The following is a 13,587-nucleotide window of genomic DNA, read 5'->3' as shown; positions in this document are numbered from 1 at the left end:
AGTAATTTTGATAACGAAAACGTTGTAATTTTGTAAGAATAATCTTCATTTGATTGTTTAACTGCTTGATTTACTTCCCTTCTGGAATATTTTTATACCTATTGTTTACGTAGATAATATAGTAAGGTTTTGTTCTTGAAAAATTTTATTAGGTAGATCGATTTCTGAAACCTAAAATACTTTCTATTTATAATTCATTACATATATACGATACAACAGGATCATAAAGTAAATAAGCTTAAACTATAGATTGCTTATTATGATCTTTATCAATTGTAAAGAATAAAATTATTATGATAACATAGAAATGTTTCACTTTGATGATTTCTAACAGTATTTAAAAACGTAAAAAGCATCCTAATACTATTAAGATGCTTTTTACACTAAGCAATATATTTTTAATTTATCTCGAAAGATATTTTAAGAATAACTCTATATGCAGAAATTTCATTATCCTTAATAATCATTTTTTGATCCGAGACCCACGCAGATTTAATGTTTTTCACTGTTTTACTAGCTTCTTTTATTCCATTTTTTGCTGCATCTTCCCAACCTTTTTCTGAGGTTGCTATTACTTCTATTACTTTAACAATTGCCATTTTAATAATTTTTTGGTTAATATTTTACAAAAGGTTCTCTAATATACGAGATACTTTGGTTTTTATTAAACAATAACTACTATTATTTATATGGTTTTTTCGATATCATTAAAGATAATTCGATGAACTACCCATTTATTGCTTCTACAAAGGCTACTTTATCTTTTAGCATCTCTTTTAGCATATTTTCTATACCGTTTTTTAAGGTAAAGGTAGAAGAAGGACATCCGCTACAAGCTCCTTGCAAAATTACTTTTACTACTTTACTATCTGGATCATAAGAGTCAAACATAATATTACCTCCATCACTAGCAACAGCTGGTTTGATATATTCCTCTATAATGTTTACAATATCCTTTGAGGTATCATCTAATTTCTCGAACGTTGCCTCGGCTTGCTTTTCTACTTGACTTTTGGATACGGTAGCATTTTCTGAAAGTACTTCTTTGCCTTGCTCTAGATATTCTCTCAGAAATTCTCTTATTTCCATTGTAATATCATTCCAGTCTGCCATATCATACTTACTAATAGAAATATAATTCTCATCAATATATACTTCCTTCACAAAGGGGAAATGAAACAACTTTTCTGCAAGAGGAGCTTCTTTAGTATCATCAATACTTTTAAATTCGTGTCCTGTAGCAACTAGTTTTTTATTTGCTACAAATTTAAGTACTGCAGGATTTGGAGTACTTTCCGCGTAAATGGTTATAGGTGTTTTTTTAGTAGATGTAGTTTCATTTATAACCAATTGCCCACTGTTTAAATATTCTTTTATTTGTCCCGCAACCTCTTCTTGTACATCAGCCCATTCTATAATATCATACTTATCGATAGCTACAAAGTTTTGTGCTATAAATACTCTTTTTACAAATGGCAAATAAAATAATTGTTGGGCTAACGGTGAATTTTTAGCGTGATCTATATTTTCAAATTCATAACTAGTATGTTCGGTTAGGAAATAATTAGCTTCAAATTTTATGATACTCGGATTGGAAGTGGGTTCTATTTTTATTTCAAATTTCTTTTCCATGATATATTTTTGGCAAATTTACTAAAAAGTAATTCCACTTTAGAGTAGGGTTTATAAGATTAAGATTGTTTTAATACTAGGGCGAAAAGATATGTTCTGTTAAAAATTAATATATTTGCTCCCGGCAATAAATAATATTTTAATTTGGGAAAAGAAATATTAACGCCCCACAATATAAGCAGAATTAAATAGTTTATATTGAAATAATTAACCTAGTTTTCCTTTTAAATATAATGCCTCTAATGAATTTGAAGAAATACTATTTGTTGTTTGCTATACTAACCTCACAATTTATTTTTTCTCAGGAAGGAATTCCGGTTTATGCAGATTATCTTTCTGATAACTTATATCTGGTTCATCCTTCTATGGCTGGAGCTTCTAATGCGAATAAGATTAGGCTTACGGCAAGGAAACAATGGTTTGATGTAGATAATGCGCCTAATACCCAATCAGCTAATGTTAATTTTAGAACTGGAGATAAAGTAGGTCTTGGAGCAATAATATATCAGGACGAGAATGGTCCTTTTTCTCAGACAGGAGTTTTTGCAACATTCGCATATCATTTGTTATTTTCTCGTGATCGAACCGATCTGAATATGTTATCTTTTGGTATTAGTGGTGCATTTATTCAATCTAACTTAGATACTAGCGAGTTTGACGATCCTTTGGATCCAGATCCTGCAATACAGGGTAGACTGCAAAAAGATGGATATTTTAACTTGGACGTAGGGATGTCTTATCATTACCTAGACTGGTTTGCTCATTTTACAGTAAAAAATATATTGCCAACTACAAGAGGTCTTTTTGATAATTCTAATAACACAATCGTAGAGCCTAACAATCAGAGAAGATATATTTTTTCTGTAGGACACGTTTTTGGATTAGGAAATGGAGGTCCTTGGAGTTTAGAACCGTCGATTCTTTATCAGGCAACTGACCAAACTAAGGAAAGCACTATTGATGGGAACTTAAAAGCGTATAGGAATTTTGGAGAGAGTATAGTATTATGGGGAGGATTGTCTTATCGAAGAAGTTTTGATGGAGCAGAGTTCTCTCAAACAGGTTTAGAAATTGAGAGCCAAAAATTACAATACATCACACCGTTTCTAGGTATAAATTATAGAAAATGGATGGTTGGATATACCTATAGTTATCAATCTAACTCTGTAGTTTTAACTAATGGAGGTTTTCATCAGTTAACATTAGGGTACGATTTCGGAAAACGTAAAGAACGATGGAACTGTCATTGTCCAGCTGTTAACAATTAGACAAGGATATTATCTAAATATAAAATAAAGGCCAGCTTAAAAGCTGGCCTTTATTTATTCTACTTCGGTGCCTGTAAACTTTAGACGCTCATCGCGTATTGGGACTAAAGAGGATAGTTCGTATATGTTTTTATAGCCATAACCGTAAAGATTAATAAATGTTGGGATATTCAACGCTAATGGTATGCTCTTGGTTGGAAAATTAAAAGCATCACCATCGATATTATTATTACAATAAATTAATATCCTGGTTTTTTTATCTGGAATTAGTTTGGCTAATTTTTCTTCAGTAAAATCAGAAAAATTTAAATGAATCGAACCCTTAAGATGTTTTCTCTTATAAGCTGCTTCTGATCGTGTGTCCAATAAAATGGTGCCATTGTCTTTTGCGAAATCAAGAAATTGATCCAAAGGTATTAATCTGTTTTGTCGATATTCCATAACTTCTTCCGTGATTTCTAAAAAGGAATTGTAATCGACTTTAGATTTTTTTAATTCTGATTTTTTTTGAGACAACATGGTTATGGGTGTTAAAACGATTAGCAGAACGATTATATTAGTTTTCATAGTTTTTGTATTTGGTTATTCTTTCCAGCTGAAGGATTTTCTCTCTCCTTGAGTTTTTATAGCTTTAATAAGAGCAGCTTCAAGATTAGAAGCATCTTTTTTGCTATTGTTCTTTATATACGTTATTCGTTTCTTGTTCAATTCCTGAATTTTTTTCTGGACTTCCTTTCGTTCATTACTTTTTTGAGTGATGTATTGTTTTAGCTCGGTGTTAGACTTATTCTTTAATTCTTGAGGTAACTCTTCTTTAGCTACTTCTTCTAGCTCGAAATCTTTATCTTCTGCAGCATCCACTAAATCCCAGCTTTTGTTTTTATAAAACCCAGAACTTTTACTTACAGTTCTGCTAACTGCGTTCGCCGGACTATATGATCTTGCATTACTATCTTGTTCGGCTTGTAGACTTATTTTTTTAGAACCTTCGTTTCCATAATAGATATAGGTGTTGTTTAATTTTCGATTTAATTGTAAAATGATATCATCATAAGGCGTTGCTATATGTATAGTTTCCCTATTATGATCAATAGCGCTATATTCTCCTTTAGTTAAATCCGCTCCATCTTTCCAGTTCGTTTCAATACCTTGTTTGTAGTTTCCACAAAAGATGGTATTTATCGTAATATCCTTTTCTATAGCATCGGTAGCAGCATCTTTATAGTTTACAGGACCTTGCGTAAAAGGTTCGTTCCCTGCTATAAAGATTAGTTTTAGATGATCATTGTTTTTTTTCCAATCTAATTGGTTAATAGAAGTGTTTATTACTTTTCCACAATATTCGTTTCCGCCATTAGTAGTTAAGGCAAAAAGCTCTTTCGAAATCTCATCAAGGTCGTCAGAAAAGGGTAGTACCTGTCTTATATAACCTTCCTTTGATGGTAAAAGATCATTACCATATTCATATAAAGCAATCTGTAGTTTTATTTTATAGTGACCACATTTTGCATAGGATAACTCATTTACGATTTCCCATAGTTGTGCTTTTGCTTGGTCAATTAAACCGTCCATACTATTGCTTGTATCCAATAATAGTGCTACTTGAATATTTTTGGTGTCTGGATCTGTCTTAGATGTGTAAATCTGATGTGAATTTTCCGTTTGAAAGGCTAATTCTGGACGGGAGTTATTTTCCGCTTTACATGAAACAGGAATCATTAGCAAGCATAATAAACTCCATATACATACTGTCTTCATAATTGTTACTTTTTTTATAATTTAAGCTAAAACTAACAGGAACTTTTTTAGATAAAAACTATGGATTAGGAATGGGTTGTTATGAATGAGTGAAAAGCCTTTTTCAGTTAGGGAAGTAATGTTTTATGATATTAATACTCCGAAGAAAGCAACTTATGAGTAATTTCTGATTTTATTATCCCATATAAATGGATTAAGTTTACCTTTCTTATTTAGTATATGATGAATAGATTTTGTTTCATTTTATTGTTTATGTGGTTGTTACCCAGTACTTTTTTTGCTCAAGATGATGTAAGAAGAGCGACTGAGGCTGATATAACCATACGAGGTACTGTAAAAGAAGATAAAACACTAAAACCCATAAGAGACGTAGAAGTTCGGGTAGAGGGAATAGGAGATAAGGTATACTACACTAATAGTTTAGGTGATTTTAAAATACAAGCTAAGATTGGTGATAATATTATTATTAAACATGATAGTTTTAATACAATTTATTATACGATTACAAGCCGGGAAAGAATAGATGTTAAAGTTCAGGAAAACCCATCGGTAACGAATGTTCAGAAGGTTGAAAAACAAAAAAGATCTTCTGCCGCATACGGAGCTAATCTTGCCGCTGCAAGAAATTCTTTGAAAAAAGATGCCGCAACAAGTATTGACTATGTTACAAAGGCTTTGGAAACAATAGAGGAAGACGACACTTTTGGTGATGAGAAGAAAGCTGAACTTTTTGAAACTTTAGGAGATATTTATGCTCACTGGAAACAGCCGGATCTAGCAGAAAGTAATTATGCAACTAGTCTTACTAATAAGTATAGCGCCGATGTAAAAATAAAATTAGGTATTGCTCAATTACTTAGTGAAAATTACGAGACTTCATTATTAACCTTTAATGAATTAGAGAAGTCTAGACTTAGCTCCTTACAGAAGGTGAAGGTGTATCAAGGACTAGGAGATAGTTATAAAGGACGTAACGATAATACTAATGCAATAAATAGCTATAATAAGGCATTATCATTAGCACAAAAAAAGAAGTATGAAGACATTATTGTTGAGTTAAATTCTAAGCTTGCTGAAATACTTCAAAGACAAGGAAATCTAGATGATGCAGAAGAATATTTGGGCAACTCAGTACAACTTGCTAGTAGGAGAAGTAAAAAATCATCTGCACGACAGAGAGCAAAAGCAGCGGATTTTTATAATAAGAGTAATAGTTTTGATAAAGAGATTGAATTAAGAAAAGAAGCACTTGAGGATATTCAGGATATTGAACGAAAAGAGGAATTCAGCACAACAGTAAAGGATACTATTGCATCTGCACCAGCTAGTATAGATGATCGTGCTATTACATCGCAGGTGCAGAACTATAAAATAGCGAATGCCTTTGCAGCGCAAGCTGAATATGATGAAGCGATACCCTATTTAAAAGAAAGTATTAAAAAAGCAGCCTCAGAAAATGATCTAGTTGTTCAGAAAGATGCTACAAGAAAATTAGGAGAAGTGTATCGTGAAAAAGGCGAACTTAAAAAAGCTTCTGAAGCTTTTGAAGAATATGAAGTAATTATTGATAAACTATATATTCAGAAAGAGCAGGAGATATCCCAAGCAACCAGATTTAGTAGAGAATTAGCATTAAAAGCAAATCGCATAGCTACCTTAGAAAAGGATAGAGAACTTAATGAAAGTAAATATAAACTTGCTTTTGCATCTCAGGAACTAGCTGGACAGCAAAAAATAATTATTTATTCCTTACTTGGATTATCTGTATTGTTGTTCCTTGCTGCGTATTTAATGTATCGCAATATAAAACAACAACAATATGCTAACAATTTATTAGCATTAAAATCATTGCGTTCTCAGATGAATCCGCACTTTATTTTTAATGCTTTAAACTCGGTAAATACATTCATTGCAACTAGTGATGAAAGAGCTGCGAACAAATATTTGACTGACTTTTCATTGTTAATGCGATCGGTTTTAGAAAATAGTGAAGAAGATTTTATACCATTAGAAAAAGAAATAGAATTGTTAGAATTGTACGTACAGTTGGAACATTTTAGATTTCAGGATAAATTCGATTATACTATAGAGGTAGATCCAGAAATTGATATTAAAGAATATATGATTCCGCCAATGTTGCTTCAGCCCTATGTAGAAAATGCTGTTTGGCATGGATTACGATACAGGCCAGATAAAGGGCTATTGTCCATACATTTCTCTAAAACATTCGATGATACAATTGAAATAACGATTTCTGACAATGGAATCGGAAGAGAAAAGTCTAAAGCATTAAAAACCCTGAATCAAAAGAAGCAAAAGTCGCAAGGGATGAGTAACATTAAAAAGAGGATTAATATTCTAAATACGATGTACAAGGATAAGGTAGATGTCTTTATCTCCGACCTAACTGGTCAGGAAGAAGGTACTCTGGTAAAGTTAGTACTCAAAAAAGATAAATAACATCTTATTTTTTATGCTATTAAGCATATATATGACTTATAAGTAATTAATAAATCTGATAACTGTGAATTTAACAGCAATTGTAGTAGATGATGAGGCTAATAGCCGAGCAATCTTAAAAAATTATCTTAATAAATATTGTCCAACGGTAGAAGTGTTAGGAGAAGCCGCAAGTGTTCAAGAAACATTAACGCTATTAGAATCTAATAATCCCGACCTTTTGTTTCTAGATGTAGAAATGCCATACGGTAATGCTTTTGATTTGTTGGAACAAGTGCCAGACAGAACTTTTGAAACGGTTTTTGTAACTGCCTATGACCATTATGCTGTAGACGCGCTAAACGCTCAAGCGACATATTATTTATTGAAACCAATAGCAATAGATAATCTTATAAAGGCTGTAGAACACGTAAGTCATATAAAAGAACGTGAAAAAGAATTGCAGGATAAGGTATTAACACCAAAAGTGTCTGCTGCTGCCGATGGAAAGATTACCATACCGCAACAAGATGGTTTTGAGGTATTGAAAATATCCGAAATTTTGTACTGTCAAGCCGATGATAATTATACCAAAATATTTCTCAATCAAGGACAGAAACTAGTTAGTAAAACCCTAAAGTATTTTGAAGATTCTTTGTCTGATCAAGGGTTTGTTAGAATTCATAAAAGTTTTTTAGTCAATGTAAGTACCATTGTGCGATATAAAAAAGGCAAAGGAGGCAGTGTTCAGTTATCCTCAGGAAAAGAACTTATGGTCTCCTCCTCTAAGAAGGGAGCTTTACTAGATTATTTTAAATAAGAAAGAATAATCCTAGTTGGCTAAATGATCCGGTCTGCTGTATGAATTAGTATAGGCAACCGTTTTCCTTCTTTTGTATAGAGGAGAATCTAGAAAAAGTGTCTTTACTTGATTATCCCAGTCCTTGACAATATCAAAATAACTACTGTTAACCACAGCCATTATTTTTCCGCAATCATCACAGATATGTTTTTTGTATTCTAGGAAATAATGCGCAAATTCGTGGAAAGCAACTACCTTTAGTATTTCCTCATCCAGCAAGGCTACCCAGTTAATCACTATATTTTCTACTTTGTTGTTTTTGTCTCTTGTAAGCATTCCTAAAGTGGATCCTTTTGGAGAAACGGTAAGTGTATCAACAATATCGATGTTTTTTAGTTCAAATAGCTTATCATAATATTCAATATTATATTTTTTACAATACTCAAAGAATTTATCTAAATGCGGTTTTAATCTTCCGTCTATTTGCACATTGTTTTGTGCTACAGAAAAAGTCACACAGAATAATCCAAAAAGCGTTACAATGCTTTTTTTCATAACTACAGAATTAGGGGTAAAAGGTTTAATAGTATCTTCTTTACTGTAGGAGCTTAACAATCAAGAGATTATCAAATAAAAGAAAAAAAGTACACAAACAGAGATAACGAGTGTTAAAATTCGTTAAAGAGTATTTTTTTAACATGTAATTATAAAAAAAGAAAGTTAATTCTTACGTATAGCTAAAATGCTAACATTTTTGAAATGGAAGGGATATTACTTTTTTTTAGAATCTCTTGTAGAATATGTAATGACCCATTAGTAAAAAAAGTATGTATTCCCTGCTGTGAATTAGCACTTAGAAGATCGTTTTTGGAAAGAATCACTTTAGTTTGTTTAGCTACTGCTTCACCAGAATCTATGATGTCTATATGATTGGGAAGCATTTTTTTTAAGATCGGGATGAGGTATGGGTAATGACTACAGCCTAAAACAAGATAATCAATATTTTTTTCAATCAAAGGCTGTATATATGACTCTAATAGAAGATGCATTTCTGGAGTTTGGATTTTTCCCTCTTCTATAAGTTCTACCAATCCAGTTCCAATAACTTCAATAACCTCTATTTTGTTTGCATAGAGATCTGATGTTTTAGCAAACAATTCACTGGATAATGTACCTTTTGTAGCTAAAACACCAACCTTTTGAGTTTTTGTGTTAAGAGCGGCTGGTTTTATAGCAGGTTCAATACCGATGAATGGAATATCAAATTGTTCCCTAAGTACTTTTATGGCATTTGTAGTAGCAGTATTACAAGCAACAACAATGATTTTGCAATTTAGTTCAATAAGCTTTTTGGTGTTCTTAATACTTAGTGATATAATTTCATCGGTACTACGTTTACCATAGGGAGCATATTTACTATCTGCCAAGTATATTGTATTTTCATTTGGCATTGCTAAAGCAATTTCTTTCCAAATGGAAGTTCCACCAATACCTGAGTCAAAGATGCCTATTGCTTGTTTATTCATTTTGTGAGATAGTAATGTTCCAAAAATAAAAAAAACAGTGAGTCTAGACTCACTGTTTTTTATTTTATTCTATGAAGGTATTTTTTTTAGATACCTAAATCTTTTTTTACATCTGCCATTAGATTTTTTCCGTCAGCTAGAATAACTCCTGTTCCGGTTGTAGAATCTAATACGTATTCAAATCCTTGTGCTCTTGCTACTTTTTGTATAGAAACACGTGCGCTTTCGTAGATAGGCTTTAATAGTTCAATTTCTTTCTTCTGAAGATCTTGTAAAGCATTCTGTCTGTAGTCTCCGATGCTTTTCTCTGTAGTTTGAACTTCTTGTGCTCTTTTAGCATTTTCTTCTTCAGTTTTGGTAGGAGCTTCGGCCTGATACTTTTTCATCGTATTTTGCAATTCCAAAACCATATTCCTGATTTCTGCTTCATACGTTTTGTTTAGCTTGTCAATTTCGCTTTTGGCAGCTTTAAAAGCAGGCATTGCTTCCACAAGTTCCTGCGAAGCGATATGTGCTACTTTAGATTGTGCATTTACAAAGCTTGATGCTCCTAGGATGAATGCACAGGCTACTAATAGGGTTCTAAACTTTTTCATTTCAAGTAATATTAAGTGTGTTATAAATTTAAAAATTAATTTCTCTAATTATCATCATTTTCCTTCGTCTCACCATCATCATTATTAGAAGGTGTATCGTCTTTCAATTGCTCTTTTAAAGCTTTTATTGAATCTTTCTTTCTTTTTTGAGCTTCTATTAATTTAGCTCTTCTTTCTTCAAATTCTTTTTTCTTAGCAGCTCTGATCGAATCTCTTGCAGCTTTTCTTTCTGCAAGTAATTGTTCTCTTTCAGATTGTTTACGGGATGATGCTTTTTCTCTATCCGTTACTTCTTTTTCCTGTTCAACATTTCTTTTTTCAGCACGCTCTAATGCTTTTTTCTCTTTCTTACTATTAACTTGCTTTCTTTTGGAAGCTCTATTAATTCTTAATAATATTTGATCACTTATATCGTATCTATCAGCAGAATATAGCATTACTAGGTCTGCAGATTTATCAAATATAAAATCATATTTTTTATTTTTTGCTACTTCTTGTACTGCAACAAAAACTTGATCCTGTACAGGTTGTACTAATCTCTTTTTTTGAAGAAATAAGTCACCATTAGGTCCAAATCTCTTTTGTTGATATTCAAGAATTTCTTTTTCCTTAAAGAAAATATCTTCTTCTCTTTCTTCAATAAGCTCTTTAGTCAGCAGAACACGTTCATTGTTGAGGTCTTTCCTCATTTGTTCGACTTCCTTTAATTCAGCTTCAATTTCTACTTTCCACTTTTGTACTTTGGTTTCCAGGTCAGCCGAAGCTTCATTATATTCAGGTACATTTTCTAAGATATAATCCATATCTATATAACCGACTCTTATACCTTTTTGAGCTTCTGCTGTGTTGGAGAAAGATAACCAAAGGATAGCTGCTAATACTAAAAGAACTTTTGTTTTCATGATCCTGTTTTGTTTATAGAAATAATCGTGCCAAAATTAAAATTGTTGTCCAATGATAAAGTGAGTCTCCCATCCATTATTTCCTGTCGTACCTGGAATTGGGTCAAAACCATACCCAAAATCAATACCCAGCAATCCAAAGGCTGGCATAAAGATACGTAAACCTGCTCCAGCAGAACGATTTAATTGAAACGGATTGAATCCTCTAAAGCTATCATAAGATGCTCCACCTTCTAAAAATGTCAGCATATAAATAGAGGCTGATGGTTTTAGAGTAATAGGATAACGAAGCTCTAACGAATATTTATTATAAATTGTTGCCCCATCTTCTACAAAATCTGGGTCATTTGCTCTACTTAATGGAATTAGTGATTGGTTTGGATACCCTCTAAGGGCTACAACTTCCCTTCCGTCCAAGGCTGTTGCTCCTAATCCATCTCCTCCTAGGAAAAATCTTTCAAAAGGAATATTTCCTCTATCATTGTTGTAGGCTCCAAGAAAACCATACTCTGCTCTGGTTCTCAACACTAGCGGTTGTTTGCCTATTTTAGCTAAGGTAGTATACCAAGTAGCATCAAATTTAATTTTGTAATATTCTAACCAGTCAAATCGTTCTTGATCAATCTCACCTCTTTCAGTTGATAGAGCCTGAAGTTCATCGGCACTTAATCCCGAGTTTGGATCCTCTAATTGTCCTTCGATATCAGATCTTCTTTCTGCTAATTCGCTGTAGTTCGTACCGTCCCATAATGAATATGGAAGAGAAAGTTTAGCGATAAGATTAAACTCTGATCCAGAAGTTGGGAAAATTGGATTTATGGCTGTATTATTCCTGTTAATTCCTATGGTGTATGCAAGGTTATTAGAAGAACCATTACCAAAGGTAAATAATCTGGTATTATAGTTTTTAAGGTTGTAGTGCTGAATACTTATTGCCTGAGATAGGGTAAAGTAGTTATCAGGCCAGTTTAACCTTTTCGCAATACCAATAGATCCACCGGTAATCAAAAACTTACTGTCTCTATCTACATCTCTAGTTCTGTTATTGAATAAGAACTGAATCGTATGAGAAAAAGATGTAGAAAGTTGGAATGGTCTTTTTCCACCAAGCCAAGGTTCAATAAATGATAAGCTATACGTTTGGAAAAATTGACTAGCTTGAGCTCTTACACGAAGCGTCTGACCATCTCCCATTGGTAAAGGACTATATGCTTCTTTATTGAAAATGTTTCTGATCGAAAAGTTACTGAAGGCTAAACCTAAGGTTCCAACAAAACCTCCACCACCAAAACCACCTTGAAGCTCAATCTGACTAGCTCCCTTTTCTACAACAGGATAATTGATGTCTATAGTTCCAGCTTGTGGATCAGCATTTTTAAACTGAGGTTCTAATTGTTCTGGATCAAAGAAACCTAATTGACCTATTTCTCTAACCGTTCTTACAACTAAATCTTTACTATATACTTGACCCGGTTTAGTTCTTAGTATTCGATAAACAACATGATCATTTGTTTTATCATTACCAGTAATTGTAATATGATCAAAATGAACTAGTTTTCCTTCTCGGATTCGTATTTCAAAATCAATTGTGTCATTCTTTACATTTGTCTCTACCGCATCAATGTTAGAAAATAAGTATCCATTATTTTGATAAAGATTGGTAAGGTCATTTGCATCAGGCTTAGTGTTGTCAGCAATCTGTTTCTCAAGAAGGACACCATTGTATACATCTCCTTTCTTGATAACTAGCTGTCTGGCTAATTGATTATCCGTATAAACACTGTTTCCTAAAAAATTAATATCTCCAAAATAGTACTTATTACCTTCTTCTATCGCAAGATTTAAAGATACGCTATTGTCATCTTCTACAATTAAAGAATCAGTAGTTATTCGAGCATCTCGATATCCTTTTTCTTTGTATTTGCTAATAATATTTTCTTTGTCTTCCTGATAATCATTCTTTATATATTTAGAACGTTTCCAGAATCTCCAGAACTTTTTCTGTTTGGTATTTTTCATTGCTGACCTCACCTTGCCGTCAGAAAATTGTTCGTTTCCGTTAATGTTAATCTTATCAACTTTTACACGATCACCTTTGTCAATACGAACTAGCATATTAACCTTGTTGGTAGGAACAGTGTCCTTAACAGGAGTGGTGTTAATAATAACTTTGGTATTAAGAAAACCATCTTTACGATATTTATTGGTGATAAAGTTACGTGTAGTAGTAATTAGATTTTCTGTAACCTTTGCTCCAGGGGTAAGACTATTATCTTTAATCAAATCCTCTGCTTTACGTTTTCTAACACCTTCTATCCGGGCTTGGTTTAATTCAGGAACCTCTTGGATGTTAATCTCAAGATAGGCGGTATCACCTTCAACTTTGGTGATATAAAAATTTATATCGCTAAATAATTCAAGATCCCAAAGTTTCTTTATAACCTGGCTGATGCGATCGCCTGGTAATGAAATTCGTTGACCATTCTTAAGACCTGTAAAGGTGATAATAGTATTTTTACTGTATGTAGATATTCCTGTTACCTCAATATCTCCAATAATATACTCTTTTCCGCTAGTACCTGGTAAGTTTTGTGCCGAAAGTAATACTGTATTTAATAAAAATGCAATAAATGCAAAATACGTAATAGGTAATTTTTTTGTCAT

At 32.6% G+C, this 13,587-nt stretch carries 12 protein-coding genes; 3 read left to right on the top strand and 9 right to left on the bottom strand.

Annotated features, from left to right (window positions below):
* Positions 1–398: 398 nt before the first annotated feature.
* Together D1818_RS11355 and D1818_RS11350 are read right to left on the bottom strand one after the other, a co-directional pair.
* Positions 399–599, bottom strand: coding sequence for a dodecin family protein (locus tag D1818_RS11355; protein WP_118459056.1), 201 nt, complete (start codon positions 597–599; stop codon positions 399–401).
* Between the two features lie 127 nt (positions 600–726).
* The gene (locus D1818_RS11350) at positions 727–1,632 is read right to left on the bottom strand and encodes a NifU family protein (RefSeq protein ID WP_118459054.1); all 906 of its coding nucleotides are present in this window, start codon (positions 1,630–1,632) and stop codon (positions 727–729) included.
* A 242-nt stretch (positions 1,633–1,874) separates the two neighbouring features.
* Here D1818_RS11350 and D1818_RS11345 point away from each other — a divergent pair, with 242 nt between their 5' ends.
* Positions 1,875–2,900, top strand: coding sequence for a type IX secretion system membrane protein PorP/SprF (locus tag D1818_RS11345; protein ID WP_118459052.1), 1,026 nt, complete (start codon positions 1,875–1,877; stop codon positions 2,898–2,900).
* Between the two features lie 54 nt (positions 2,901–2,954).
* Here the strand turns inward: D1818_RS11345 and D1818_RS11340 are convergent, their stop codons facing one another.
* Together D1818_RS11340 and D1818_RS11335 are read right to left on the bottom strand one after the other, a co-directional pair.
* Positions 2,955–3,467 (bottom strand): rhodanese-like domain-containing protein, encoded by a 513-nt coding sequence (locus D1818_RS11340; RefSeq protein ID WP_118459050.1) that lies wholly within the window; start codon positions 3,465–3,467, stop codon positions 2,955–2,957.
* A gap of 15 nt (positions 3,468–3,482) precedes the next feature.
* Positions 3,483–4,658 (bottom strand): VWA domain-containing protein, encoded by a 1,176-nt coding sequence (locus D1818_RS11335; protein WP_118459048.1) that lies wholly within the window; start codon positions 4,656–4,658, stop codon positions 3,483–3,485.
* Between the two features lie 222 nt (positions 4,659–4,880).
* Between D1818_RS11335 and D1818_RS11330 the strand changes: the two genes are divergently transcribed.
* Positions 4,881–7,118: a histidine kinase gene (locus D1818_RS11330; RefSeq protein WP_233558625.1), complete on the top strand. Its 2,238-nt coding sequence runs from the start codon at positions 4,881–4,883 to the stop codon at positions 7,116–7,118.
* Between the two features lie 64 nt (positions 7,119–7,182).
* Positions 7,183–7,917 carry a LytTR family DNA-binding domain-containing protein gene (locus tag D1818_RS11325; protein ID WP_118459044.1) on the top strand — a complete coding sequence of 245 codons (735 nt, stop codon included), beginning with the start codon at positions 7,183–7,185 and terminating at the stop codon, positions 7,915–7,917.
* 12 nt (positions 7,918–7,929) lie between these two features.
* On the opposite strand, the gene D1818_RS11320 is transcribed toward D1818_RS11325, so the two are convergent.
* From D1818_RS11320 to D1818_RS11300, 5 genes are all read right to left on the bottom strand, one after another.
* Positions 7,930–8,454, bottom strand: a complete 525-nt coding sequence (locus tag D1818_RS11320) for a hypothetical protein (protein ID WP_118459042.1) — start codon at positions 8,452–8,454, stop codon at positions 7,930–7,932.
* Positions 8,455–8,636: 182 nt separating this feature from the next.
* Positions 8,637–9,425 carry a glutamate racemase gene (murI, locus tag D1818_RS11315; RefSeq protein ID WP_118459039.1) on the bottom strand — a complete coding sequence of 263 codons (789 nt, stop codon included), beginning with the start codon at positions 9,423–9,425 and terminating at the stop codon, positions 8,637–8,639.
* 86 nt (positions 9,426–9,511) lie between these two features.
* Complete coding sequence (locus tag D1818_RS11310; protein ID WP_118459037.1) at positions 9,512–10,021, bottom strand: OmpH family outer membrane protein; 510 nt, start codon at positions 10,019–10,021, stop codon at positions 9,512–9,514.
* Positions 10,022–10,065: 44 nt separating this feature from the next.
* Positions 10,066–10,923 carry an OmpH family outer membrane protein gene (locus D1818_RS11305; RefSeq protein ID WP_118459035.1) on the bottom strand — a complete coding sequence of 286 codons (858 nt, stop codon included), beginning with the start codon at positions 10,921–10,923 and terminating at the stop codon, positions 10,066–10,068.
* Positions 10,924–10,959: 36 nt separating this feature from the next.
* Positions 10,960–13,587 carry an outer membrane protein assembly factor gene (locus D1818_RS11300; RefSeq protein ID WP_118459033.1) on the bottom strand — a complete coding sequence of 876 codons (2,628 nt, stop codon included), beginning with the start codon at positions 13,585–13,587 and terminating at the stop codon, positions 10,960–10,962.

This window comes from Aquimarina sp. BL5 (genome assembly GCF_003443675.1).
GTDB lineage: Bacteria > Bacteroidota > Bacteroidia > Flavobacteriales > Flavobacteriaceae > Aquimarina.
The sequence above is the reverse complement of the archived record's forward strand: the minus strand, read 5'-3'. Positions and strand labels throughout refer to the sequence as shown.